22 protein-coding genes are annotated in these 24,285 nt (G+C 60.5%); 15 read left to right on the forward strand and 7 right to left on the reverse strand.

Translation table 11 applies throughout. The features are described 5' to 3' along the window. Positions 1 to 134: 134 nt before the first annotated feature. The 3 genes from CKW07_RS20730 (at position 135) to ccoM (ending at position 1,039) form a co-directional block, all read left to right on the forward strand. Complete coding sequence (locus CKW07_RS20730) at positions 135 to 476, forward strand: aspartate-semialdehyde dehydrogenase (protein ID WP_095146813.1); 342 nt, start codon at positions 135 to 137, stop codon at positions 474 to 476. 141 nt (positions 477 to 617) lie between these two features. Beyond that, complete coding sequence (locus tag CKW07_RS25490) at positions 618 to 779, forward strand: hypothetical protein (RefSeq protein ID WP_007959203.1); 162 nt, start codon at positions 618 to 620, stop codon at positions 777 to 779. A 143-nt stretch (positions 780 to 922) separates the two neighbouring features. Next, complete coding sequence (ccoM, locus tag CKW07_RS25860; RefSeq protein ID WP_007926603.1) at positions 923 to 1,039, forward strand: cytochrome c oxidase subunit CcoM; 117 nt, start codon at positions 923 to 925, stop codon at positions 1,037 to 1,039. A gap of 331 nt (positions 1,040 to 1,370) precedes the next feature. On the opposite strand, the gene CKW07_RS20740 is transcribed toward ccoM, so the two are convergent. Both CKW07_RS20740 and CKW07_RS20745 read right to left on the reverse strand, forming a co-directional pair. After that, a complete protein-coding gene (locus CKW07_RS20740) occupies positions 1,371 to 2,846 on the reverse strand; it encodes an inorganic phosphate transporter (protein ID WP_095146814.1) in 1,476 nt (491 codons plus the stop codon). Positions 2,847 to 3,223: 377 nt separating this feature from the next. After that, a complete protein-coding gene (locus tag CKW07_RS20745; protein WP_095082718.1) occupies positions 3,224 to 3,424 on the reverse strand; it encodes a hypothetical protein in 201 nt (66 codons plus the stop codon). A gap of 715 nt (positions 3,425 to 4,139) precedes the next feature. Here CKW07_RS20745 and pcaR point away from each other — a divergent pair. The 10 genes from pcaR to pcaC all read left to right on the forward strand — a co-directional run bounded on the left by pcaR (position 4,140) and on the right by pcaC (position 13,711). Further along, entirely contained in the window at positions 4,140 to 4,982 is an 843-nt protein-coding gene (gene pcaR, locus CKW07_RS20755) for a pca regulon transcriptional regulator PcaR (RefSeq protein WP_095082720.1), read from the forward strand. Positions 4,983 to 5,269: 287 nt separating this feature from the next. Further along, positions 5,270 to 6,616, forward strand: coding sequence for an MFS transporter (locus CKW07_RS20760; protein WP_095146816.1), 1,347 nt, complete (start codon positions 5,270 to 5,272; stop codon positions 6,614 to 6,616). Positions 6,617 to 6,830: 214 nt separating this feature from the next. Continuing rightward, entirely contained in the window at positions 6,831 to 7,688 is an 858-nt protein-coding gene (locus CKW07_RS20765; RefSeq protein ID WP_095146817.1) for a CoA transferase subunit A, read from the forward strand. Further along, positions 7,685 to 8,467: a CoA-transferase subunit beta gene (locus tag CKW07_RS20770; RefSeq protein ID WP_176465352.1), complete on the forward strand. Its 783-nt coding sequence runs from the start codon at positions 7,685 to 7,687 to the stop codon at positions 8,465 to 8,467. The genes CKW07_RS20765 and CKW07_RS20770 overlap by 4 nt, the downstream gene beginning before the upstream one ends. Then, positions 8,464 to 9,669 (forward strand): 3-oxoadipyl-CoA thiolase, encoded by a 1,206-nt coding sequence (gene pcaF, locus CKW07_RS20775; RefSeq protein WP_176465351.1) that lies wholly within the window; start codon positions 8,464 to 8,466, stop codon positions 9,667 to 9,669. Before CKW07_RS20770 ends, pcaF begins: the two co-directional genes overlap by 4 nt. A gap of 39 nt (positions 9,670 to 9,708) precedes the next feature. Further along, positions 9,709 to 10,413 (forward strand): protocatechuate 3,4-dioxygenase subunit beta, encoded by a 705-nt coding sequence (pcaH, locus tag CKW07_RS20780; protein ID WP_095146820.1) that lies wholly within the window; start codon positions 9,709 to 9,711, stop codon positions 10,411 to 10,413. A 1-nt stretch (position 10,414) separates the two neighbouring features. Continuing rightward, on the forward strand, positions 10,415 to 10,981 hold the full coding sequence (pcaG, locus tag CKW07_RS20785) for a protocatechuate 3,4-dioxygenase subunit alpha (RefSeq protein ID WP_095146821.1): 567 nt from the start codon (positions 10,415 to 10,417) through the stop codon (positions 10,979 to 10,981). A 161-nt stretch (positions 10,982 to 11,142) separates the two neighbouring features. Continuing rightward, positions 11,143 to 12,504: a 3-carboxy-cis,cis-muconate cycloisomerase gene (locus tag CKW07_RS20790; RefSeq protein WP_095146822.1), complete on the forward strand. Its 1,362-nt coding sequence runs from the start codon at positions 11,143 to 11,145 to the stop codon at positions 12,502 to 12,504. A gap of 12 nt (positions 12,505 to 12,516) precedes the next feature. Further along, a complete protein-coding gene (gene pcaD / locus CKW07_RS20795; protein ID WP_095146823.1) occupies positions 12,517 to 13,308 on the forward strand; it encodes a 3-oxoadipate enol-lactonase in 792 nt (263 codons plus the stop codon). A gap of 10 nt (positions 13,309 to 13,318) precedes the next feature. After that, positions 13,319 to 13,711 (forward strand): 4-carboxymuconolactone decarboxylase, encoded by a 393-nt coding sequence (gene pcaC / locus CKW07_RS20800; protein ID WP_095146824.1) that lies wholly within the window; start codon positions 13,319 to 13,321, stop codon positions 13,709 to 13,711. A 12-nt stretch (positions 13,712 to 13,723) separates the two neighbouring features. On the opposite strand, the gene CKW07_RS20805 is transcribed toward pcaC, so the two are convergent. From CKW07_RS20805 to emhA, 5 genes are all read right to left on the reverse strand, one after another. After that, positions 13,724 to 14,623 carry a polysaccharide deacetylase family protein gene (locus CKW07_RS20805; protein ID WP_095146825.1) on the reverse strand — a complete coding sequence of 300 codons (900 nt, stop codon included), beginning with the start codon at positions 14,621 to 14,623 and terminating at the stop codon, positions 13,724 to 13,726. A 150-nt stretch (positions 14,624 to 14,773) separates the two neighbouring features. Further along, on the reverse strand, positions 14,774 to 16,033 hold the full coding sequence (locus CKW07_RS20810) for an OprD family porin (RefSeq protein ID WP_095146826.1): 1,260 nt from the start codon (positions 16,031 to 16,033) through the stop codon (positions 14,774 to 14,776). A 348-nt stretch (positions 16,034 to 16,381) separates the two neighbouring features. After that, on the reverse strand, positions 16,382 to 17,842 hold the full coding sequence (gene adeC / locus CKW07_RS20815; RefSeq protein ID WP_095146827.1) for an AdeC/AdeK/OprM family multidrug efflux complex outer membrane factor: 1,461 nt from the start codon (positions 17,840 to 17,842) through the stop codon (positions 16,382 to 16,384). After that, on the reverse strand, positions 17,839 to 21,006 hold the full coding sequence (emhB, locus tag CKW07_RS20820) for an efflux RND transporter permease subunit EmhB (RefSeq protein WP_095146828.1): 3,168 nt from the start codon (positions 21,004 to 21,006) through the stop codon (positions 17,839 to 17,841). The genes adeC and emhB overlap by 4 nt, the downstream gene beginning before the upstream one ends. A 3-nt stretch (positions 21,007 to 21,009) precedes the next feature. After that, complete coding sequence (gene emhA, locus CKW07_RS20825) at positions 21,010 to 22,167, reverse strand: efflux RND transporter periplasmic adaptor subunit EmhA (RefSeq protein ID WP_095082744.1); 1,158 nt, start codon at positions 22,165 to 22,167, stop codon at positions 21,010 to 21,012. A gap of 266 nt (positions 22,168 to 22,433) precedes the next feature. On the opposite strand from emhA, the gene emhR reads away from it, so the two are divergent. Next, positions 22,434 to 23,084, forward strand: a complete 651-nt coding sequence (emhR, locus tag CKW07_RS20830) for an efflux system transcriptional repressor EmhR (protein ID WP_095146829.1) — start codon at positions 22,434 to 22,436, stop codon at positions 23,082 to 23,084. Positions 23,085 to 23,225: 141 nt separating this feature from the next. Beyond that, positions 23,226 to 24,110 (forward strand): DMT family transporter, encoded by an 885-nt coding sequence (locus tag CKW07_RS20835; protein WP_095146830.1) that lies wholly within the window; start codon positions 23,226 to 23,228, stop codon positions 24,108 to 24,110. Positions 24,111 to 24,285 lie beyond the last annotated feature (175 nt).

Here is a 24,285-nt window from a genome sequence, read left to right on the forward strand (position 1 = left end):
TAAAAACTACTAGTCTTACGGTAGCGCATCGAAGCGAATGGACATAAAGAGTGGCAACCGGCTCACAAGTTTGCGACCGATGGCTCAAGTCGTGACCCCAACAGCCGACAGCTTGCCCACAGGAGACCCTAAACATGCTGCCACCGATGCTTCCCTTGAGCGCCGTGCCGATCACCTCTCAGCAGGACCCGATCCGCCCGAAGCCGGACATTGCGCCGGTGGTGCCGGTGCAGGCGAGTTCCAGTGAAAGCACCATCGACTTGCAAAAGCACGATGGCGAGGAGTCGGCGCTGTTGTTGCGCGAAGAGCAGCGTCGCCAGCAGGCGCGCGACAAGCGTCGCCGCGAAGCCGAGGACGACCCGCAGGCACATCTGGCGGTCCCGGGCGATGAGTTGAATGCCGACAATACGGTGCCCGTGGTGCCGTTGATGGACGAATCGCCACGCCAGGGGGTGTGGGTCGACATCGAGGTCTGAAACCTGCACCTTTTTTGTTGTGCCTTGCAGGTGGCTGGTCTTCGTCGGTTTTTGACCGCATTATTGGCGAACCTTGAGCGGGCAGGGTGACGATGGTCGCCGCGCTACGCCTGTATTGAACCTGAAGATGTAAGCCACGCCATGAGCCAAGACGACAAGCTGATCGACCTCAACACCGAGCGTGCCAAGCGCGTGCATGACCTCAATGAAAAACGCCTGAACGAAGTACGCCAGGCGTTCGAGCAGGCCATGCCCTTGGGCAAGCCCAAGAAAAAGCCGAAAAACAAACCGAAAAAGCGTTGAACCACCTGGATTCGTTGATTCAGGTCAGTTATTTCCCCTCCTTTACGCCCAGTCTTGGGCGGCATTGATCCCGGTCAATTTTCTCCTGTGCCTGATTGGTTAACTTAGACCCATCGCAACGAGGCAAACGCAGGAGGCCAGTCATGTTTTTCGACAATGTGGTGATCGCCGGAGTGCTGACAGTCGGCCTCATGGTTCTGTTTTTTGCCGGGTTTGGTTTCTTTATCTGGAAAGATGCACATAAGCGCAAAAAGCCTTAGGTCTTTCTGGAAGCACGAGCACGCAAGGCATTTTGGGCAACTTCGGTTGCCCTTTTTTTTGCCTGCGATTTTTGGGGGCGGGAACAGTCTTGCTCACATAGACTGTGGCGAGCGAGCTTGCTCGCGCTGGGCTGCGCAGCAGCCCCAAAACCGGTCGCCGGGTTTTGTCTGAATGCCTGCAATAGTCTTGTCGGGGGCGCTTCGCACCCCAGCGCGAGCAAGCTCGCTCGCCACAGGGTAGGGGTCATGTCTGCTATGCGTTACTCAAATCGTCATCCATAAAAAAGGCGCGACCTCCGGGGAGGGCGCGCCTTTTTTGTGCGGCTGTAAATCAGCTGCCCAGTGCCTTCGATGCCAGCCAGAACAGGCCGGCCGAGAGAGCCACTGTCGCCGGTAGGGTCAGGACCCAGGCCAGCAGGATGGTCTTAACGGTGCCGCCTTGCAGGCCGCTTTTGTTCGCGACCATGGTCCCGGCTACACCCGAGGACAGCACGTGGGTGGTCGATACCGGCAGGCTGAAGATGTTCGCCATGCCGATCATGCACGCCGCGGTGATCTGTGCCGACATGCCCTGTGCGTAGGTCATGCCTTGTTTGCCGATCTTCTCGCCGATGGTCAGTACCACGCGTTTCCAGCCAACCATGGTACCCAGGCCAAGAGCGAGGGCGACGGCCAGGATTACCCAGAACGGGGCATATTCGGTCGTGGCGGTCAGGTCTTTGCGCAGCTTGTCCAGGTCGGCCTTTTCACGGGCGTCCAGGTGAGGCAGCTTGCTGACTTTCTTTGCCGTGTCGTCAAGGCAGAGCAGATAGCGACGGACTTCGATGCGGCTTTCCTGCGGCAGCGAATGGTAGTCGGATACACCTTTGAGAGTGCTCAGCAGCGCGTTGATGGTCGGTTCGGTCTGTTGCGGGTTGCAACGGAACTTCTCCGGCAGATCATCCTTCACACCTTTGCCCAGGGCCAGGAACTCACCCAGGGTTTCGTGATTGCGCTGGTAGAACTGGTTCAGGTGCAAGGTGGCGTCGCGAGTCCGCTCGATCTGGTAGGTCGTGCTGTTCAGGTTGAGTACGAACTGCGCCGGTACGATACCGATCAGTACCAGCATGATCAGGCCGATGCCTTTCTGGCCATCGTTGGAGCCGTGCACAAAGCTCACCGCCATCGCCGAGATCACCAGGACCAGACGGTTCCAGAACGGTGGGTGCTTCTTGTCGTCAATCTTGCGGCGCTGGTCCGGTGTCTTGTGCATCTTGGACAGGGGACGCCACCACTTGAGGCCAAGCAACACCAGGGCGGCAACGGCGAAACCGGCCATTGGCGAGACCACCAGCGAGGCGCCGATATCGATAGCTTTCTGCCAGTTAACACCGTCAACCAGTGGAATGTCGTTGATCAGGGCGTTCGCCAGGCCCACGCCCAGGATCGAACCGATCAGGGTGTGAGAGCTGGAAGCCGGGATACCGAAGTACCAGGTGCCCAGGTTCCAGGTGATGGCCGCAGCCAGCAACGAGAACACCATCGCCAGCCCGTGGCCGGTGTTCACATTGATCAACAGTTCTACCGGCAGCAAATGGACGATGGCATACGCCACGCCGACACCGCCCAGCAACACGCCAAGAAAGTTGAATACACCGGAAAAGAATACCGCCAGGTGGGGCGGCATGGCTTTGGTGTAGATAACAGTGGCAACCGCGTTAGCGGTGTCATGAAAGCCGTTGATGAACTCGAAGGCGAGGACAAAGGCCAGGGCGAGCAAGAGGCTCACAAGCACCCAAGCATCCAGTCCGCTGAATAAATCGATCATGAAGGTTTTCTGACCCGGTCATAAGGGGGCGCGATTATGCCAGAAAAGACAGGTAATCAATGCACTTGCTGCTCATCGGTAACATTCTTCAGTGGTTTTGTTTGTAACAAGACCTTAAGACCTAGCGCCGCCGTAGGTTTTCCAAGTCATTGATTTCATTGGGCCTAACGCGAGTTGGCCGACAGCACGCGGCTTCGGCGGGCAGCGAAAAACGCGGTATGAAATATCTGAAAGGAAGGTCAAGCCAGCACCCATCACCTCATCCGAAGGGGGGATGAGGTTGCCATCGCCTGCTTGTGGAGGGCGAATATCGAACACGGAACCTTTCAGTTCATGGCTGAAAGGATGCAGGTCCTGAAAGACTCAAGCCGACGAGACTAGGGCTCTTCGGCCTTGAGTTCTTGTTCCATCTTTTGCAATTCCTGGGTGAATGCCTGATCACGAATGCTGGCGCGTTTACGCCAGGGTTTGCGTTCCGGTTCGGGCTGGGCGGCGTAGGTGGTGACTTCCCCGCCGTAAACTTCCTTGTAGCGTTGTTCCTGGCGCTCAAGTTCCGCGCGCAGTTCGTCTTTCGTCACGGTTATACCTGATTCAAGTTGAAATGAACCCTGGTGAAACGCACGGCATGGGAGCTGTTGATTGCGGGCGTCATCATGACGGAGTCCACGAGGATCCTTGAGTCATGACGGCGCGCTGCTGACAGCATCGTTGTTGCAGGCGGCCACAGCACCAGAGAAGAATCACTGATGTAGCTTCAGTCTTATTGTTTCCTGCGAGCGCATTGTCTGCCCATTCGAAATGAGCGCCAGGCGCTTGCCAAGGGTAGTGGCAGTCAAGCCAGTGTTACCCGAGTGGTTGGCTTTCGTTAATTGAAAGAAAACCAGCTCACCACTGTGGCTATTATAGCGGCCAGGCAGCGAATGACTATCTCCAATAAGTTAAAAGTGTCTCGGATCGCTCAAGTGTTTTTTACTCGCGCTTATGTTGAATGAGTAAACAGTGGGTAATGTCTTTATGGGCTTTTTCCCTGACGCCATTAACAAGTCGGTTATGTTTGTACTCTGGCGCCAGGTTTGTCGGCGCAGTGCAACGGTGAAACCGTCTTGTCTGGAAAGGACCTGGGACGGCTCGTCAGGGTGGTGCTGGTTCACGGTGTTCCAGGCGTTCAGCGGTACCGGGTTGATTGCGATTATCGGCTGATGGTTCGATAATCGCCCAAAGTTGACTGCCTGTGGCTTGTGCCAAGGTCTGCGGCAGCCTGTAATAGCTGACGAACTCTGGGGAACGACCTGAATGAACGATCAATTGCGTAACTCCTTTGCTTCCGTCGCGCCGCCGATCGTCGCTTCGCCTGCCAAGCGGATCCAGGCGTTCACGGGTGATCCGGACTTCATGACATCGCTGGCCCGTGGCCTTGCGGTGGTGCAGGCTTTCCAGGAGCGCAAGCGGCACCTGACCATCGCGCAGATCAGCCACCGCACGGAAATTCCCCGCGCCGCGGTGCGTCGTTGCCTGCACACGCTGATCAAGCTCGGCTATGCCACCACCGATGGCCGCACCTATTCATTGCTGCCCAAGGTCCTGACCCTGGGCCATGCCTACCTGTCCTCGACCCCATTGGCCGTCTCGGCCCAGCCTTATCTGGACCGCATGAGCGAGCAATTGCACGAGGCTTGCAACATGGCCACGCTCGAAGGTAATGACATTTTGTACATTGCCCGTTCGGCGACCACCCAGAGGCTGATTTCCGTCGACCTGTCGGTTGGGGGGCGCCTGCCGGCTTATTGCACGTCCATGGGGCGGATTCTGCTGGCAGCGCTGGATGACGCATCGCTGCGCGAATACCTCGACCACGCCGACCTGCAAGCCAAGACCAGCCGTACCCTGCATACACCCGAGGCCTTGCTCGAGTGTTTGCAAGAGGTCCGCCAGCAGGGCTGGTGCATTGTCGACCAGGAACTGGAACAGGGCCTGCGTTCGATTGCCGTCCCGGTCTACGATGCGTCCGGCCAGGTACTGGCGGCGCTCAATGTGAGCACGCATGCCGGGCGTGTCAGTCGCAACGAACTGGAGCAGCGCTTTCTCCCCGGCTTACTGAATGCCAGCCGTGAGCTGAGTGCCCAGTTGTTTGCTTAAGCTGTTCGATAAACGCACAGAGTCGCGCTTGCTCAATTGACGCTGTTTCGCCTGCTTCATTAATGTCGCGCCAGCGCCATCCGGTGTCATGGGACTCAAGCCTGGCATCGGGCGGCGACCCAATAATAATGAAGAGGCCCCCTCATGCGCATGTCCCCAGCCTGTCACCGCACTCTCCGACCCGGCCATTGCCGCCCGGCCCACTGAGCCCGGTACCGTCCGTTTTTTTCGATGGCTGGCATTTGCCGGCCTGCGTCTGCCTGCGTTTCTTGCGTGGAATAACCATAATGAGCCAGTCTCAGTCTGCTGTCGGTAACTGCCTCGATGTGCAGTCCTTTATCAATGCCCAACCGCTGTCGCGCTATCAATGGCGAGTGGTGATCCTGTGCTTCCTAATTGTCTTTCTCGATGGCCTGGACACGGCGGCCATGGGCTTTATCGCGCCTGCCTTGTCCCAGGACTGGGGCATCGATCGCGCCAGCCTGGGGCCGGTGATGAGTGCCGCCTTGATCGGCATGGTCTTCGGCGCCCTGGGCTCCGGTCCCTTGGCGGATCGCTTCGGACGTAAAGTCGTACTGGTCGGTGCGGTGCTGGTGTTCGGTGCCTTCAGCCTGGCGTCGGCCTATAGCAGTAACGTCGAACAATTGCTGGTGTTGCGCTTCCTGACCGGCCTGGGCCTGGGCGCGGGCATGCCGAATGCCACCACGCTGTTGTCGGAATACACCCCCGAGCGCAAGAAATCCCTGCTGGTGACCAGCATGTTCTGCGGTTTCAACCTGGGCATGGCGGGGGGCGGTTTTATATCCGCCAAGCTGATCCCGGCATTCGGCTGGCACAGCCTGTTACTGATTGGCGGCATTTTGCCTTTGATCCTGGCGGTGGTGCTGTTGTTCTGGTTGCCGGAGTCGGCACGCTATCTGGTGGTGCGCAATCGCGGTACCGACAAAGTGCGCAAAGCACTGGCACCGATTGACCCTGCCGTCGTGGCGCAGGCATCGAGCTTCAGCGTGCCGGAACAAAAAACCGTCAGGGCCCGCAACGTGTTCGCGGTGATTTTCTCCGGCACTTACAGCGTCGGTACGCTGCTGCTATGGCTGACCTATTTCATGGGGCTGGTGATCGTGTACCTGCTGACCAGTTGGTTGCCGACGCTGATGCGTGACAGTGGCGCGAGCATGGAGCAGGCGGCGTTCATCGGTGCGCTGTTCCAGTTCGGCGGGGTATTGAGTGCGGTAGGGGTTGGCTGGGCGATGGACCGGTTCAATCCGCACAAGGTCATCGGCATCTTCTATCTGCTGGCGGGGGTATTTGCCTACGCGGTTGGGCAAAGCCTGGGCAGCATCACCGTGCTTGCGACGTTGGTATTGGTAGCCGGGATGTGCGTCAACGGCGCGCAATCGGCGATGCCGTCACTGGCGGCGCGTTTCTACCCGACTCAAGGCCGGGCCACGGGGGTGTCGTGGATGCTGGGAATTGGCCGCTTTGGCGCGATTCTCGGCGCCTGGATGGGCGCGACCTTGCTGGGGCTGGGCTGGAACTTCGAGCAGGTGCTGACAGCGCTGGTGATCCCGGCGGCCCTGGCGACAACGGCGGTGGTGATCAAGGGCATGGTCAGCCATGCGGATGCGACCTGAGCCGGACTTTTTGTGAATGGACTGGCCGTTTCGCCGGTAAGTCCGTTCCTGCACGGGGATCGGTAGGCAGGTAACAATATGTTCGATAAACGAACACTTAGTCGATTATCGGATTGTTTGGGTTTTTTTCACGGCTTAACCTTCAGGCAATCCGGCGCTGCCTATCGCGCCTTGTCCTCCACGTCGGTTTACTGATACTCGGGAGTCCACCCCCATGGCTGCAATCCTTTCGCTGCACGACGCAGTGAAGCAATTCGTGAATGACGGCGACACAGTCGCGCTCGAAGGCTTCACTCACTTGATTCCCACCGCAGCGGGTCATGAAATCATTCGTCAGGGCAAGAAAGACCTGACACTGGTGCGGATGACCCCCGACCTGGTCTACGACCAGTTGATCGGTGCCGGTTGCGCTCGCAAGCTGATTTTCTCCTGGGGCGGTAACCCGGGCGTGGGTTCGCTGCACCGCCTGCGCGATGCGGTCGAGAAGCAGTGGCCGCACCCGCTGGAGATCGAAGAACACAGTCATGCCGACCTGGCCAATGCCTACGTCGCTGGCGCCTCGGGCCTGCCATTCGCGGTACTGCGGGCCTACGCCGGTTCAGACTTGCCCAAGGTCAACCCGCTGATCAAGAGCGTCACTTGCCCGTTCACCGGTGAAGTATTGGCGGCAGTGCCGTCGGTGCGTCCGGATGTGACGGTGATTCACGCGCAGAAAGCCGACCGTCGGGGCAACGTTCTGCTCTGGGGCATTCTTGGCGTACAGAAGGAGGCAGCGTTGGCGGCCAAGCGCTGCATCGTCACCGTCGAAGAGATCGTCGACGACCTCAATGCCCCGATGAATGCCTGTGTACTGCCGACCTGGGCCCTGAGCGCGGTTTGCCACGTGCCTGGTGGTGCGCACCCGTCCTACGCTCACGGTTACACCGAGCGCGACAACCGTTTTTATCAAGCCTGGGACCCGATCGCCCGCGACCGCGAAACCTTCACCGCGTGGATTAACGAATACATCCACGGCAGTGCTGATTTCAATGAATTCCAGGCCAAGCTGGCCCGTGCTTCGGAGGCCCAATAATGACTTACTCCACCAATGAAATGATGACGGTGGCCGCCGCGCGCCGCCTGAAGAACGGTTCGGTGTGCTTCGTTGGCATCGGCCTGCCTTCCAAAGCGGCCAACCTGGCCCGCCTGACGTCCTCGCCGGATGTGGTGCTGATTTACGAATCGGGGCCGATCGGTGCCAAGCCGAGCGTATTGCCGCTGTCCATCGGCGACGGCGAACTGGCCGAGACCGCTGATACCGTGGTGCCGACCGGCGAGATCTTTCGCTACTGGCTGCAGGGCGGGCGCATTGACGTCGGTTTCCTCGGCGCGGCCCAGGTCGACCGTTTCGGTAACATCAACACCACGGTGGTCGGTGACTACCATCAGCCCAAAGTGCGCCTGCCGGGTGCGGGTGGTGCGCCGGAGATCGCCGGTTCGGCAAAGAGCGTGCTGATCATTCTCAAGCAGTCGGCCCGTTCGTTCGTCGACAAGCTCGATTTCATCACTTCGGTCGGTCATGGCGAGGGCGGTGATTCACGCCAGCGCCTGGGGCTGCCCGGTGCCGGCCCGGTCGGGATCATCACCGACCTGTGCATCATGGAACCGGAAGCCGGCACCCATGAATTCGTAGTCACGGCGTTGCACCCGGGGGTGACCCGCGAGCAAGTGATCGCCGCCACCGGTTGGGCCATCCGTTTTGCCGAGCAGGTGCAGCAGACAGCGGCGCCGACCGAGGTTGAATTGGTTGCGCTGCGCGATCTGGAAGCACGCACCGCCGCCGCCCACGGCCAGGCACCAGGAGAAGCATGATGCGCGAGGTGTATATCTGCGACGCGATTCGCACCCCCATCGGCCGTTTTGGCGGTGGCTTGTCAGCGGTCCGCGCCGATGACCTGGCCGCGGTGCCGATCAAGGCACTGATGGCGCGTAATCCAGGCGTTGACTGGAACGCAGTGGATGAGGTGTTCCTCGGCTGTGCCAACCAGGCCGGCGAAGACAACCGCAACGTCGCGCGCATGGCGTTGCTGTTGGCCGGCTTGCCGCACAGCATTCCCGGGGTCACCCTCAACCGCCTGTGTGCTTCGGGCATGGACGCGATCGGTACCGCGTTCCGGGCCATTGCCAGTGGCGAAATGGAGCTGGCGATTGCCGGTGGCGTCGAGTCGATGTCCCGCGCCCCGTTCGTGATGGGCAAGGCAGATGCGGCGTTTTCGCGCAACATGAAGCTGGAAGACACCACCATCGGCTGGCGCTTCATCAACCCTTTGATGAAAGCCCAGTACGGCGTCGATGCGATGCCTCAGACCGCTGACAACGTGGCGGACGATTATGGGATTTCCCGCGCGGATCAGGACGCCTTTGCCCTGCGCAGCCAGCAACGCACGGCCGTCGCGCAAGCGGCGGGTTACTTCGCTGAAGAAATCGTCCCGGTACGCATTGCTCACAAGAAGGGTGAGAGTGTGGTCGAGCAGGACGAACATCCGCGAGCGGACACGACTCTGGAAACCCTGGGCAAGCTCAAGCCGGTCAATGGCTCGGACAAGACCGTCACTGCCGGCAACGCTTCGGGCGTCAACGACGGCGCTGCGGCGCTGATCCTGGCTTCGGGCGACGCGGTGAAGAAGCACGGCCTGACCGCCCGGGCGAAAGTCCTGGGCATGGCCAGCGCCGGTGTTGCCCCCCGTGTCATGGGCATTGGCCCGGTACCGGCGGTGCGCAAGCTGGTCGAGCGCCTGGGTGTGGCGGTCAGTGATTTCGATGTGATCGAACTCAATGAGGCCTTTGCCAGCCAAGGGTTGGCGGTGTTGCGTGAGTTGGGGCTGGCCGATGACGCGGAGCAGGTCAACCCGAACGGTGGCGCCATCGCGCTGGGGCATCCGTTAGGCATGAGTGGTGCGCGGTTGGTGCTGACGGCACTGCACCAGTTGGAAAAGACCGGTGGCAAGAAAGGCCTGGCGACCATGTGTGTCGGCGTTGGCCAAGGTCTGGCGCTGGCGATCGAACGGGTCTGACGCCGCTGTGAACATCGAATAAGAATCGAGGACTGCTTCATGACTGACAAGCCTGGTTACCTTCGCCCGCAAGCGGGCACCCAGCCGGAGTATCTGCATCCGGCGTATCAATCGACGAACCTTCGTTCGCCGTCCAAACCACTGGTATTCCTACCGCATTCGCTGTCGGAAATCACCGGCCCGACCATCGGTGCCGAGTCCGTGAATGAGCAGGACAACGACCTGACGGCTCAGCATGCGGGGGCCCCCCTGGGTGAGCGGATCATCATTCACGGTCGTGTGCTGGACGAAAACGGCTTGCCGGTACCGGGGATCCTGGTGGAAATCTGGCAGGCCAATGCGGCCGGTCGCTATAACCATGCCCGTGACCTGCATGACGCGCCGCTGGACCCGAACTTCACCGGTACCGGCCGTACCGTCACCGATGCCAATGGTGCCTACCAGTTCCAGACGATCAAACCCGGTGCGTACCCTTGGGGCAACCACCACAATGCCTGGCGCCCGGCCCATATCCATTTTTCGCTGTTCGGGCCGAGCATTCTGACGCGCCTGGTGACCCAGATGTATTTCCCGGGCGACCCGTTGCTGGCCTATGACCCGATCTACAACTGCGTACCCGACACCCGTGCCAAAGAGCGCTTGATCGCCAGCTTCGACCTGGAAAAAACCATCCCTTCCCATGCCCTCGGTTATCGTTGGGACATCGTTTTGCGCGGCCGCGATGCCACGCCGATGGAGAAATAAGATGACGCTGACTGCAACGACGTCCCACACCGTAGGGCCGTACTACCACATTGGATTGACCTGGCTGAACCGTGAAAACCTGACCGTCGAACACACCCTTGGCGAGCGGGTAGTCATCACCGGGCAAGTGGTCGATGGCAATGGCGAGTTCGTCAACGATGCGATGCTGGAGGTTTGGCAGGCCAACGCCGCCGGCAAGTATGACCATCCCGAAGACGATCAGGACAAACCCCTGGATCCGAACTTCATGGGCTTCGGTCGAGTGCCGGTGGATGCCCAGGGGCGGTTCCGCTTCACCACGATCAAGCCGGGTACCGTGCCCGGACTCAAAGGCAGTACCCAGGCGCCCCATCTGGTGGTGCTGGTATTTGCCCGTGGCCTGGTCAAACACCTGCTCACCCGGATTTACTTCGAGGGCGAGCCGGCTAACGTCGCGGACCCGTTGCTCGAATGCGTACCGGCCGAGCGCCGCAGTACATTGCTGGCGAAGCAGGATGCGACAGGCGTATATCAGTGGAACGTGATCCTGCAAGGCACTGATGCCGAGACGGTGTTCTTCGACTACTGAGTGAAAGCGCTGTTGTGGGGAGGGAGCGGTACGTGACGGTAATGATGGTAGTCGCGTTCCTGTTCAGTTTGCGTTTACCAAAGCAGGCTGCGTACCTGCACCACGATCTTTAAGCTGTTGGCGCGCGCCTGCATCGGGCGCGCGCCGCGTAAGGAATCCCTATGCAACGACCGGGCAATCAACTGTTCGACGCCTATTTCACTGCCCTGACCATGCGTGAAGTGTTCAGCGATCAGGGGCGGGTGCAGGCCATGCTCGACTTCGAGGCGGCATTGGCCCGGGCTGAGGCGCGGGTCGGACTGATTCCACCGTCAGTCGTTGCCCCTATCGAAGCGGCTTGTCGGGCAGGGCTCTATGATTTTTCTGCCTTGGGCGAGGCGATTGTCTGCGCAGGCAATTCGGCCATTCCCCTGGTCAAGGCACTGGGCAAGCAGATCGCGGTGCATGACGCGGACGCTGAGCGGTATGTGCATCTGGGAGCCACCAGCCAGGACGTGATGGACAGTGGCCTGGTGCTGCAAGTGCGCAGCGCCTTGTGCCTGATCGAAGCCGACCTGGCACGCCTCGGCGCCGCGCTGGCGACCCAGGCCCGACGTCACATCGCCACGCCACTGGCCGGGCGCACCTGGCTGCAACATGCGACGCCGGTCACGCTGGGGATGAAAATCGCCGGCTGGCTGGGTGCGGTAACCCGTAGCCAGCAACGGCTGCAAGCCCTCAAGCCGCGGCTGTTGGTGCTGCAGTTCGGTGGCGCCAGTGGTACCCTGGCAGCCTTGGGCGAACAGGCGATGCCGATTGCCGAGGCGCTGGCTCAGGAGCTGCAACTGACCCTGCCGGAACAACCCTGGCATACCCAGCGTGACCGCCTGGTGGAGTTCGGCGCTGCCCTGGGATTGATTGCCGGCAGCCTCGGCAAGCTGGGTCGCGACATCAGCCTGTTGATGCAGACCGAAGTGGCGGAAGTATTCGAGCCTTCGGCTCCGGGCAAGGGCGGTTCCTCGACCATGCCGCACAAACGCAATCCGGTGGGCGCTGCGGTGCTGATCAGCGCGGCCACGCGCGTGCCCGGCCTGCTCTCGACCCTGTTCAGCGCCATGCCGCAAGAGCATGAGCGCAGCCTGGGGTTGTGGCATGCCGAGTGGGAAACCCTGCCGGAGATCTGCTGCCTGGTGTCCGGTGCCTTGCAGCAAGCGTTGCTGCTGGCCGAAGGTCTGGAGGTCGACACCCAGCGCATGGCCACAAACCTGGACTTGACCCAAGGGCTGGTCCTGGCGGAAGCGGTGAGTATCGTGCTGGCCCAACGCATCGGACGCGAGCAAGCGCATCACCTGCTGGAGCTGTGCTGCAAACGCGCCGTGACCGAGCAGCGACATCTGCGGACGGTGCTGGGGGATGAACCCCGGGTGACAGCCGAGCTGTCCGGGGCGCAACTCGATCAATTAATGAACCCTGCGCATTACCTCGGCCAGGCGAAAACCTGGGTCGAGCGTGCGTTGGCCGAACATCTGGCATTGATTGTCTGAAGGAGAATTTCCGTGGCATTTGTACCACTCGCCGATGGCGAACTGCACTACCAGCTCGACGGTCCAGAGCATGCGCCGGTATTGGTGTTGTCCAACTCCCTGGGCACCGACCTGCACATGTGGGACGCGCAGATTCCCGCGTTTGCCGAACACTTTCGGGTGTTGCGTTTCGACACACGCGGCCATGGCCGTTCGCTGGTCACTCCGGGCCCCTACAGCATCGAACAATTGGGGCGCGATGTGCTGGCCTTGCTGGATGCCTTGCACATCGAGCGCGCGCACTTTTGTGGCCTGTCCATGGGCGGCCTGATCGGTCAGTGGCTGGGGATCAACGCCAGCTCGCGCCTGCTCTCGCTGGTGGTGTGCAATACGGCGGCGAAAATTGGTGAGTCCTCGATCTGGGACCCGCGCATCGAAACCGTGTTGCGCGATGGCCCCGCGGCGATGGTAGCCCTGCGTGATGCCTCGATTGCCCGCTGGTTTACCCCGGACTTTTCCCAGGCGCATCCGGCGGTGGCCAAGCAGATCACTGACATGCTGGCGGCCACCTCGCCACAGGGTTACGCGGCCAACTGTGCTGCGGTTCGTGATGCCGATTTCAGTGAGCAACTGTCTTCGATCAAGGTGCCGCTGCTGGTGATCGCCGGTACCGAAGATGCGGTCACGCCGCCCTCGGGCAGCCACTTCATCCAGGAGCGCGTGCAGGGCGCGGAGTACGCCGAATTCTATGCCGCGCACCTGTCCAACGTTCAGGCCGGTAGTGCGTTCAGTGAGCGTGTGCTGACCTTTCTGTCAGGTCATTGAGGGGATATCCGTGGACGAGAAACAACGTTATGCCGACGGCATGCAAGTGCGTCGCGCGGTGCTGGGTGATGCCCATGTCGACCGCAGTCTCGAGACCCTGAACGAGTTCAATTCGGAGTTTCAGGAAATGATCACCCGGCATGCCTGGGGTGACATCTGGACCCGCCCGGGCTTGCCGCGGCACACCCGCAGCCTGGTGACCATCGCCATGCTGATCGGCATGAACCGTAACGAAGAGCTGAAGTTGCACCTGCGTGCGGCCGCGAACAATGGCGTCACCCGCGCCGAGATCAAGGAAGTGCTGATGCAGAGTGCGATCTACTGCGGCATTCCGGCAGCCAATGCGACCTTCCACCTGGCGGCATCGGTGTGGGACGAGCTGGGTGTCGAGTCCCGGGAGTAAGTGCGTACCGGCTCAATGGGGGTTGCGGCCCCAGATCCAGTTCCACGCCCCCGGTAAGCGCGCGGGCTCGTCCGAATTGCGCAGCGTGCGAGTCATGGCCGCACGCTGCAACGCCGTCGAATCATCGTAGAAGGGCTTGGCGTCTACGCGCACGCTTGTCTGTTGCGCACTGTCGAGCAGAATCTGCAGGTACTCCTCCATGTGCCGGGCCGTGTAGCGATTGAGGTCGTGAAAGGTCACCACCACCGGGATGACGCCATCCACGGTCGGCAACTCACCGTTGGCGATTCGTTCGCGGGTTTCCGACAGCTGCCGCACCAGATTGGCGCGCCTGCGGGGGCTGGCAGTGATGCCCCAGACCTTGCCGTCATTGGCGCTCAAGTCAGTCAGCAGCACTTGCAAGCCATGCTGTTGATAGGCGGCGAAGGTGCGTTTGTCATAACTCCAGAAGGGCGGACGGACCAGCGTCGGCGGTGTGCCGGTGAGCGACGCGATGTCGGCGCAGCCCCAGGTGAGCGCCTGCTCGAGTTCTTGTGGATCAAGGGAACGATGATTGGTGTGCCACGGCGTGGCAGTGTGGAAGCCCAGGATGTGGCCGGCCGCATGTTCACGGAGCATGGTTTTGCGACCCCGTTCGCTGCCACCGGCCCGTGGGGCCCGTGTCTGTACGAAGAACACCGCCTTGATGCCCGGTTGAATCGGGTTGTTGGCCAACACCTCGAGTATCGCACGTGACGGATTGGCCCAGCCGGATGCGCTGGGGCCATCGTCGAAGGTCAGCAGGAAACGGATCGGCGGTGATGCCTGTAAGCGCTGCTCGGTCTGCGGCGTCAGGGCGATCGGCGGGCCGATACAGCCACTGAGGCCGAGCGCAAGGGCGAGGGCAGACACAAAGCAGAGGATCGATTTCATAGTGTTGACGTGACCGGCGACAGATCAGGAAGGGGGCAACCTGTTGGCGCACAGTCATTTACCGCGCGCCAAGGCAGTCGTTCCCGGGAAAGTCCCCATAGGAACGTCACGACACTGAACGGTTCAGCAGGTCGAGGACATTATATCGAGTCAGAGCAGGCTGATGGGGTAGCTGATGATCACACGGTTTTCGTCGAACTCGTTGTTGCTGTAGTCCCGGCGCAGGGTCGAGTTGCGCCACCTGAGGTTGAGGTTTTTCAGGCTGCCGCTTTGTACCGTATAGCCGAGCTCACTCTCGCGGCCCCATTCCTTGCCATCGGTGACGGTTGCGGTGTGAACGTTGTCGCCGCTGATGTAGCGGTTCATCAGGGTCAGGCCGGGGAGGCCGACGGCGGCGAAGTTGTAGTCGTGGCGCAGTTGCCAGGACGTTTCCCTGGCGTTGTCGTAGCTTGAGTTGAAGCTGTCGTTGGCCAGCGTTCCACCACTGGTGCCGTTGACCCGCATCCACGCGCTGTCGCCGGTGAGCTTCTGCAAGCCGAGGTAGACAGTGCTGCCGCCGTATTTGGCCGAGAACATTCCGGACCAGGTCTTGTTGTCGAGATCACCGGCCCGGGCGCTGCCCTCTTCCTGGCCATGAAAGAACCCTAGGTTGGCCCCCAGGGTCCAGTCGCCCACGGGTTGACTGTGGATCAGGTTGAGGAATTGCTGGCTGTAGATGTCCTTGAGTTCAGCATTCCACGCGGCGATTTGCGTGCGCTTTTCATTGAAACTGTACTCGGCGCCTGCGAAGTTGAAGCGGTCGGAGGTGACGGTTGCTCGGCCACTCATCGACATATCGCTCATGCTGCTGTCGTCACGCGGACTGTTGGCGCGCAACTGCCCGCCGTACAGCGTCAGGCCGTCGATCTCCTTCGAAGTGAGTTGGCCGCCGCGAAAGGTTTGTGGCAATGAACGGCCATCGTCCGAACGCAGAATCGGCAGCACCGGCATCCATTCGCCGACCTTCAGTTCTGTCTGCGACAGCCTGGTCTTGAACGCCACGTTGGTGCGCCCGAAGTTGTCGGCTGGCCGGCCATCGTGGTCCAGCGGCAGCAACTGTGTACCGGCGGTGCCTTTGCCGCCATCGAGCTTCACTGAGTACAGCCCCAGCACATCCATGCCGAAGCCGACGGTGCCCTGGGTGAACCCGGACTTTGCATCGAGGATGAAGCTTTGCGTCCACTCTTCGGCCTTGCCCTGAGCCTTGGTCGGGTTGGTGAAGTTGCGGTTGATGTAGAAGTTACGCAGGTTCAGATTGACCTTGGCGTCTTCGACAAAACCAGACTCCTGGGCCATGGCGGGCAGGGCCGTGCCGGTCATGGCGATGGCGATCAGGCCGGGAAACAAATACGGCGTGGTGGAGGGCGTCATGGGTTCGGGTTTCTCTTATTGTCAGGGATGAGGCGAGGCAATGCCGCAACCCGGGGGTTGCAGACAAACAATCGAATCGGGGGTAAACGAAGGGAATCAGCCGGACGGGGCAGGGCGCGGGAGCATGGTGTCGAACCTGATGTCATGGGTGTTGTACGACAAATGGTGCGGGGGATGGGCGCAGAGGTTCAATCGGCGAAACGGGCTTTTGGGCGATTATCGAACGAAGGATGGATCAGGTTTTTGAGGGCGGGGGGATGTGCTCGCGAAAGCTTCAGGCCAGGCAACTCAGCTTCCCGAGGTCAACAAAAAGCCCACCAAAAGGTGGGCTTCGTGTTTACGCGCTGATCAGAACATCTTCAGCTTCGGTGCTTCTTCTTTCACCGGCTCGTTCTTCGCGGTCTGGGCGTTCCAGCCCCCGCCGAGCGCTTTGTACAGGTTTACTTCGCTGACCAGTTGCGACAGGCGATCGGTGATCAGCGACTGTTGCGCACTGAACAACTGACGCTGGGCATCGAGGAAGGTCAGGTTGCTGTCGACACCAATGCGGTAGCGACGCTCGGCCAGGCGGTAGTAGTCCTGGTTGGCCTGTACGAAGTCACGCTGGGCCTGCAACTGCTGGTTGAAGGTCTGACGCGCCGCGAGGCCATCGGACACTTCCTGGAAAGCAGTCTGAATCGACTTCTCATACTGCGCGACGGTGATGTCTTTCTGGATTTTCGAGTAATCCAGGCTGGCACTCAACGCACCGGCGTTGAAGATCGGCAGGTTGATTTGTGGCTGGAACAACCAGGTGCCCGAACCGCCTTTGAACAGGCCGGACAGGTCCGGGCTCAGGCTGCCGGCATTGGCCGTCAGGCTGATGCTCGGGAAGAACGCTGCCCGTGCCGCGCCAATGTTGGCGTTGGCGGCCTTGAGGTTGTGCTCGGCGGCAAGGATGTCCGGACGGCGTTGCAACAGGTCCGACGGCAGGCCCGGCGGCAATTCGCTGAGCAGGTCGTCGTCCAGTGGCTTGGCCGCGGTCAGGTTGGCCGGCACGCCGGTACCGAGCAGCAGCGTCAGGTTGTTTTCGTCCTGGGCGACCAAGCGTGTGTACTTGGCCAGTTGCACCCGGGCGTTTTCCACCGACGTACGCGATTGGCTCAAGTCCAGCGCCGAGGCCACGCCGACTTCGTTGCTGCGCGCGGTAAGGCGGTAGCTTTCTTCGAAGGTGGCGAGGGTGTCCTGGGTCAGCTTGAGCAGTTCTTTGTCGGCCTGCCAGGTCAGGTAGGCGTTGGCCACACTGGCCACCAGGCTGATCTGGGTGCTGCGACGCGCTTCTTCAGTGGCGAAGTAAGCTTGCAGCGCCTGTTCGTTCAGGCTGCGAATGCGACCGAACAGGTCGAGTTCATAAGCGCTGACGCCCAGGGTCGCCGAGTAGGAACTGTTGATGCTCGAATCACCGGTTTGCGAGGCATCTGCCGGGAGCCGCTGACGGCTACCGCTGCCATTGGCCGAAACCGCCGGGAACAGGTCGGCGCGGGAAATGCGGTATTGAGCCGCATAGGCGTCGATGTTCAGGGCCGCGACACGCAGGTCGCGGTTGTTTTCCAGTGCGGTCTGGATCAGCTGTTGCAGGGCCGGGTCATGGAAAAACTGCTTCCAGCCCTGTTCGGCCGCAGCCTGGCCTGCCGCCTGGGCCGGTGTGTAGGCCGGCCCCTGTGGGTATTGCCCGGCCACGGGGGCTTCGGGCTGCTGATACTCGGGAATCAGCGAGCAGCCACCGAGCACGAACGCGGCGATGGCTAAGGAGAGTAGCGACTTGCTCATTGGCCAGCCTCTTTAGGAGTTTCGGTTGCGTCGTCATCCTGGTCCGCAATCTTGCGTTGACCCATCGCCGACACGGTGACAAAGAACAGTGGTACCCAGTAGATCGCCAGGACCGTGGCCGTGATCATACCGCCGATCACCCCGGTGCCGATGGCATGCTGGCTGCCGGAGCCTGCACCGGTGGAGATGGCCAGTGGCACCACACCCAGGACGAACGCGAGCGAGGTCATGATGATCGGGCGCAGACGCATCCGGCAGGCTTCAATGGCGGCATCCCTCAGGCTGCGCCCTTGTTCATGCAGCTCCTTGGCGAATTCGACAATCAGAATGGCGTTTTTCGCCGCCAGGCCGATGGTCGTCAACAGGCCCACCTGGAAGTACACGTCGTTGGACAGGCCGCGCAGGCTGGTGGCGAGCAGGGCACCGATGATCCCCAGCGGTACCACCAACATCACCGCGATCGGAATCGACCAGCTTTCGTACAACGCAGCCAGACACAGGAACACCATCAGCAGCGACAAGGCGTACAGCGCCGGAGCCTGGGAACCGGACAGGCGCTCCTCGTAGGACAGGCCGGTCCAGGAAATGCCGACACCGGCCGGCAGTTTCTTGGCAATGGCTTCGACTTCGGCCATGGCCTCACCGGTGGAGTAACCCGGGGCCGGGGCACCGAGGATCTCCATGGCTTCTACACCGTTGTAACGGGCCAGCTTCGGCGAGCCATAGATCCACGTGCCCTTGGCGAATGCCGAGAACGGAACCATGGTGCCTTTGCTGTTGCGCACGTACCACTTCTGCAGGTCCTCGGGGCTCATGCGCGCACCCGGTTGGCCCTGGATGTAGACCTTCTTCACCCGACCACGGTCGATGAAGTCGTTGACGTAGCTACTGCCCAAGGCAATCGACAAGGTGTTGTTGATTTCGGTCAGCGTGACGCCCAGGGCGCTGGCCTTCTCATCGTCGATTTCCAGTTGATACTGCGGCTCATCGTTCAGGCCATTCGGACGCACCTGCACCAGCACTTTGCTCTGCGCGGCCATGCCGAGGAACTGGTTGCGTGCCTCCATCAGCTTCTCGTGACCGATACCGGCGCGGTCCTGCAGGAACACGTCGAAACCGGTGGCGTTGCCCAGTTCCAGTACCGCCGGTGGCGCGAACGCGAACACCATGGCGTCACGGAACGTGAAGAAGTGCTGTTGGGCCCGGGCCGCGACCTTGAACACGCTGTTGTCGGCGTTACGCTCGTCCCATGGCTTGAGCATGATGAACGCCATGCCCGAGCTCTGGCCACGACCGGCGAAGTTGAAGCCGTTGACGGTGAACACCGAGGCAACCGCATCGCCTTCACCGCCCTCGCTGCCTGGACGCAGCAGGAACTCGCGCATCTCGTCCACGACCACTTGGGTACGCTGGGCGCTGGAACCGGCCGGGGTTTGTACCTGGGCGAAGAGTACGCCCTGGTCTTCTTCGGGCAGGAACGCGGTTGGAATGCGGGTGAACAGCCAGATCATGCCGACGATGATGATGATGTAGGCCAGCAGGTACGGGGCCTTGTGCGTGAGAATGTTGCCCACGCCGCGCTCATACCCGCGCACGCCGCGGTCGAAGTTGCGGTTGAACCAGCCAAAGAAGCCGCGTTTCGGTACGCCGTGCTCGCCTTTCGGAATGGCCTTGAGCATGGTGGCGCAGAGTGCCGGGGTGAAGATCAGGGCCACCAGGACCGAGAGGGCCATGGCCGACACGATGGTGATCGAGAACTGCTTGTAGATCACACCCGTGGAGCCGCTGAAGAACGCCATCGGCAGCAGTACCGCCGACAGAACCAGGGCAATACCGACCAGTGCGCCCTGGATCTGGCCCATGGACTTCTTGGTGGCTTCCTTGGGTGACAGGCCTTCTTCGCTCATGACCCGTTCGACGTTTTCCACCACGACGATGGCGTCGTCCACCAGCAAGCCGATGGCCAGGACCATACCGAACATGGTCAGGGTGTTGATGCTGAAGCCGAACGCCGCGAGGATCCCGAACGTACCCAGCAGTACCACCGGTACGGTCATGGTGGTGATGACGGTAGCGCGGAAGTTTTGCAGGAACAGGAACATCACCAGGAACACCAGTACGATCGCTTCGACCAGGGTCTCAACCACACCCTTGATCGATTCGGTCACCACCGGCGTGGTGTCGTACGGGAACACCACTTCCATGCCTTCAGGGAAGAATGGCTTGAGGTCTTCAATGGTTTTGCGCAGGGCCTTGGCCGTGTCAAGGGCGTTGGCGCCGGTCGCCAGCTTCACCGCCAGACCGGAGGCCGGGGCGCCGTTGAACTGGGCATTGATGCTGTAGTTTTCACCGCCAAGGCCGACGTCTGCGACATCCTTCAGGCGAACCTGGGAGCCGTCCTTGTTGACCTTGAGCAGGATTTCCTTGAACTGCTCGGCCGTTTGCAAGCGGGTCTTGCCAATGATCGTGGCATTCAACTGAGTGTCGGGCAGGGCAGGCAAGCCACCGAGCTGACCGGAAGAAATTTGCACGTTCTGGGCGGCAACGGCGTTTTTAACGTCAACCGGGGTCAGGTTGTAGTTATTCAACCTGGCCGGGTCGAGCCAGATCCGCATGGCGTACTGGGCACCGAACACCTGGAAGTCACCGACACCGGCGGTCCGCGAGATCGGGTCCTGCATGTTGGACACGATGTAGTTGGACAGGTCGTCCTTGGTCATGCTGCCGTCGCGCGAAACCACGCCGATCACCAGCAGGAAGTTTTTCACTGCCTTGGTCACGCGGATGCCCTGTTGCTGCACTTCTTGCGGCAGCAGCGGGGTCGCCAGGTTCAGTTTGTTCTGGACCTGGACCTGTGCGGTATCGGAGTTGGTACCTTGCTCGAAGGTCGCGGTGATGGTCATGGTGCCGTCGGAGTTACTTTCCGAGGACACATAACGCAGGTTGTCGATGCCGTTGAGTTGCTGCTCGATCACCTGGACCACGGTGTCCTGCACGGTCTGCGCAGACGCACCCGGGTAGGTCACGGAGATGGCGATCGCCGGTGGGGCGATGCTCGGGTACTGGTTGATAGGCAACTTGAGGATCGATAGAGCCCCGACCAGCATGATCACCAGGGCAATTACCCAGGCGAAAATCGGACGGTCGATAAAGAATTTCGACATGGTTTACTCCCCTTTGCCGCCCGCAGCTTTGTTTGTTACCTGTGCGGTGGCCGGGTTTTTCGGGGCTACGTTAGTCGCTTCGCTGACTTTGACCTCAACGCCGGGCTTGACGTATTGCAGGCCTTCGGTGATCAGTCGGTCGCCAGCCTTGAGGCCATCTTCGATCAGCCATTGGTTGCCAACGGTGCGGCTGGCCTTGAGCTGACGCAGTTCAACCTTGTTGTCCGGGCCGACAACCAGCGCAGTGGGGGTACCTTTGAGATCACGGGTCACGCCTTGTTGCGGGGCCAGGATCGCAGCGCTGTTCACGCCGGCTTGCAGCTGGGCGTGCACGAACATGCCCGGCAGCAGGGTGTGGTCAGGGTTGGGGAACACGGCGCGCAGGGTCACGGAACCGGTGGCCTGGTCAACCGTGACTTCGGAGAACTCCAGCTTGCCCTGTTGCTTGTACTGGCTGCCGTCCTCAAGGGTCAGCTTGACCATGGCGGCGTTATCGCCAGCCTTTTGCAGGCGACCGCTTTCCAGCTCACGGCGCAATTCGAGCAGTTCGACCGAGGACTGGGTGACGTCGACGTAGATCGGGTCCAGTTGCTGGATCACGGCCATGGCGTCGGTCTGGCCATTGTTTACCAGCGCCCCTTCGGTAACGCTGGAGCGGCCAATGCGGCCGGTCAACGGTGCCAGCACCTTGGTGTAGCGCAGGTTGATCTGGGCCGTTTGCAGGGAGGCTTCCGATTGCAGGCGGTTGGCCAAGGCGGTGTCGTACTCCTGGCGACTCACGGCTTGCTCGTCGACCAGTTGTTTGTAGCGATCGGAAATCGACTTGGTCGATTGCAGGTTGGCTTGCGCACTGGCCAGGGTCGCCTGATAGACCGAAGGGTCGATCTGGTAGAGCTGCTGGCCTTCCTTGACGTCGCCGCCTTCCTTGAACAGACGCTTGAGAATGATGCCATTGACCTGTGGACGAACTTCCGCGATTCGGTAGGCCGTGGTCCGGCCCGGCAGTTCGGAGGTCAGGGTAAAGGCTTGGGTTTGAAGGGTAACGACACCGACCAGAGGGGCTTGCGCGGCAGGGGCCGCCTCTTCCTTTTTACATCCGCTGAGCAGGGCTGCCAGGGCGACGGCAGTGACCAGAGCGGTAACAGCTGGCTTGAATTGCATGAAGATCCTCGGGTCAGGCACGCACAGTGCGCACTAGAAAGGTGGAAAGGTAAAAAAATGGCGCTGAGTGGATAAGTAGCTTGCTAAGGAATATACTTACGTTCATGGTTGTTTGTAAATACCTTGGCTGCTTGCCCATTTGGTTACGAAAGCTGTTTCAAGGCGTGAATTGTAGGCCGGGGAAGCGACCCGAAAGAGGTCACCCCACATTTGTTCAGATGATGTTCAGGCATCGCTGAAGCATTCCTGATTGAGGTTTTACTGCCATGGTCCGTCGCACCAAAGAGGAAGCTCAAGAAACCCGAAGCCAGATACTCGAAGCGGCAGAAAAAGCCTTTTACGAGCGGGGCGTTGCACGCACCACGCTGGCGGACATCGCGACTCTGGCCGGCGTGACGCGGGGAGCCATCTACTGGCATTTCAGCAACAAGGCGGACCTGGTCCAGGCCATGCTCGACAGTTTGCATGAGCCGCTGGCCGAGATGGCCCGGGCCAGCGAAAGCGAAGAGGAAGAAGATCCGCTGGGCTGCATGCGCAAGCTGCTGATTCATTTGTTTCATCAAGTTGCCTTGGACCCAAAGACCCGACGCATCAATGAGATTCTGTTTCACAAGTGTGAATTCACTGATGAAATGTGTGATCTGCGCCAGCAACGTCGCACGCTCAGTCTGGAATGTAATGCGCACATCGGGCTGGCACTGCGTAATGCGGTCAATCGCGGCCAATTGCCGGAAAACCTCGATACGGCCCGTGCTGCGGTGAGCATTCACGCCTACATCGATGGCATTCTGTACCAATGGCTGTTGGCTCCTGACGCCTTTGAGTTACACACGGAAGCCGAACGCTGGGTCGACAGCGGTCTGGAAATGCTGCGCTTGAGCCCCAGCCTGCGCCTGAAAGACAACCTGCATAATTGAGCCCGCTGGTGTCACCCGGAGGATGGCATCGTCATCGCTTCGTTCGTCCTGCGGCGATGGGGTGCTTTTATATACGCACACACGCCGGCTTGATAGGTAGCGGGCTTCGTATTTTGTAGGGAATTTGTGTCGAGTGTGTGAATGAGTGCCAGCCAGCCATTGTCCAACGCCGCCGAACAACCTATCAAAGGCATCCTGCTGATTTGCCTGGCGGTCCTGCTGTTTGCCAGCCATGACACCCTGTCCAAATACCTCTCGGGGTTTTACCCCATCGTTATGGTGGTCTGGGCACGTTATGTGGTGCATACCCTGTTGATGCTGGTGGTGTTTGTGCCGCGCAGCGGTTTTTCCGCAGTGGTGCGCACCAAGCGCCCGGGGCTGCAATTCCTTCGTGCGATGTGCCTGATTGGCACCAGCCTGTTTTTTACCACGGGGCTGCGCTATATCCCGCTGGCGGAAGCCACCGCCGTGAACTTCCTTGCGCCGCTGCTGGTGACCGCATTGTCGGTACCGCTGTTGGGCGAGCACGTGACCCGAAGGCAGTGGATGGCCGTGCTTGGCGGGTTTGTTGGCGTGCTGATCGTGATTCGCCCGGGCGGCGCGCTGTTTACGCCGTCCATTATATTGCCGCTGTGTTCGGCGCTGTGTTTTGGTTTCTATCAGTTGTTGACCCGCAAGCTCACCGGCATTGATAGCCCGACCACCAGCAACTTTCTCACCGGTATCATCAATAGCCTGATCATGAGCGCATTGCTGCCGTTTTTCTGGAGCACGCCAACCTTGACCCACGGCTTGTTCATGATCGGCCTGGGCACTTGCGGCATGCTCGGCCACATGCTGTTGACCCAGTCGTTCCGCCACGCCGCACCGGCCATGCTGGCGCCGTTCAGCTATGGGCAGATCCTGTTTGCCGGGTTGTATGGTTTCCTGATTTTTGATCACACCCCCGATCGCTACGCGATAGTCGGCATCGCGGTCATCTGCCTGAGCGGTCTGTCGGTGGCATGGGGGCAGCGCAAGGCCTAGCCGGGTCAGGATCACTCCAGACACAAAAGCCCCCGGCTCTGGCGAGTCGGGGCTAATGAGATGGTCAGCCTGACCGAGAAGCCCTGCAGGTTTACGCTTGCAGGGCTTTTCTCGTTTTCGGACGGAGGATCTCTCATGAATACGATGACGCTTCTCGGTATCGACATCGGCAAAC

The sequence above is a fragment of the Pseudomonas sp. Irchel s3b6 genome (genome assembly GCF_900187415.1).
In the GTDB taxonomy this organism is placed as follows: Bacteria; Pseudomonadota; Gammaproteobacteria; order Pseudomonadales; family Pseudomonadaceae; genus Aquipseudomonas.

What these genes read in the sequence shown, in the direction of transcription:
- CKW07_RS20730 (WP_095146813.1), top strand. Translation starts at nt 135, where the DNA reads ATGCTGCCACCGATGCTTCCCTTGAGCGCCGTGCCGATCACCTCTCAG.
- CKW07_RS25490 (WP_007959203.1), top strand. Translation starts at nt 618, where the DNA reads ATGAGCCAAGACGACAAGCTGATCGACCTCAACACCGAGCGTGCCAAG.
- ccoM (WP_007926603.1), top strand. Translation starts at nt 923, where the DNA reads ATGTTTTTCGACAATGTGGTGATCGCCGGAGTGCTGACAGTCGGCCTC.
- CKW07_RS20740 (WP_095146814.1), bottom strand. Translation starts at nt 2,846, where the DNA reads ATGATCGATTTATTCAGCGGACTGGATGCTTGGGTGCTTGTGAGCCTC.
- pcaR (WP_095082720.1), top strand. Translation starts at nt 4,140, where the DNA reads ATGAACGATCAATTGCGTAACTCCTTTGCTTCCGTCGCGCCGCCGATC.
- CKW07_RS20760 (WP_095146816.1), top strand. Translation starts at nt 5,270, where the DNA reads ATGAGCCAGTCTCAGTCTGCTGTCGGTAACTGCCTCGATGTGCAGTCC.
- CKW07_RS20765 (WP_095146817.1), top strand. Translation starts at nt 6,831, where the DNA reads ATGGCTGCAATCCTTTCGCTGCACGACGCAGTGAAGCAATTCGTGAAT.
- pcaF (WP_176465351.1), top strand. Translation starts at nt 8,464, where the DNA reads ATGATGCGCGAGGTGTATATCTGCGACGCGATTCGCACCCCCATCGGC.
- pcaH (WP_095146820.1), top strand. Translation starts at nt 9,709, where the DNA reads ATGACTGACAAGCCTGGTTACCTTCGCCCGCAAGCGGGCACCCAGCCG.
- pcaG (WP_095146821.1), top strand. Translation starts at nt 10,415, where the DNA reads ATGACGCTGACTGCAACGACGTCCCACACCGTAGGGCCGTACTACCAC.
- CKW07_RS20790 (WP_095146822.1), top strand. Translation starts at nt 11,143, where the DNA reads ATGCAACGACCGGGCAATCAACTGTTCGACGCCTATTTCACTGCCCTG.
- CKW07_RS20805 (WP_095146825.1), bottom strand. Translation starts at nt 14,623, where the DNA reads ATGAAATCGATCCTCTGCTTTGTGTCTGCCCTCGCCCTTGCGCTCGGC.
- CKW07_RS20810 (WP_095146826.1), bottom strand. Translation starts at nt 16,033, where the DNA reads ATGACGCCCTCCACCACGCCGTATTTGTTTCCCGGCCTGATCGCCATC.
- adeC (WP_095146827.1), bottom strand. Translation starts at nt 17,842, where the DNA reads ATGAGCAAGTCGCTACTCTCCTTAGCCATCGCCGCGTTCGTGCTCGGT.
- emhB (WP_095146828.1), bottom strand. Translation starts at nt 21,006, where the DNA reads ATGTCGAAATTCTTTATCGACCGTCCGATTTTCGCCTGGGTAATTGCC.
- emhA (WP_095082744.1), bottom strand. Translation starts at nt 22,167, where the DNA reads ATGCAATTCAAGCCAGCTGTTACCGCTCTGGTCACTGCCGTCGCCCTG.
- emhR (WP_095146829.1), top strand. Translation starts at nt 22,434, where the DNA reads ATGGTCCGTCGCACCAAAGAGGAAGCTCAAGAAACCCGAAGCCAGATA.
- CKW07_RS20835 (WP_095146830.1), top strand. Translation starts at nt 23,226, where the DNA reads ATGAGTGCCAGCCAGCCATTGTCCAACGCCGCCGAACAACCTATCAAA.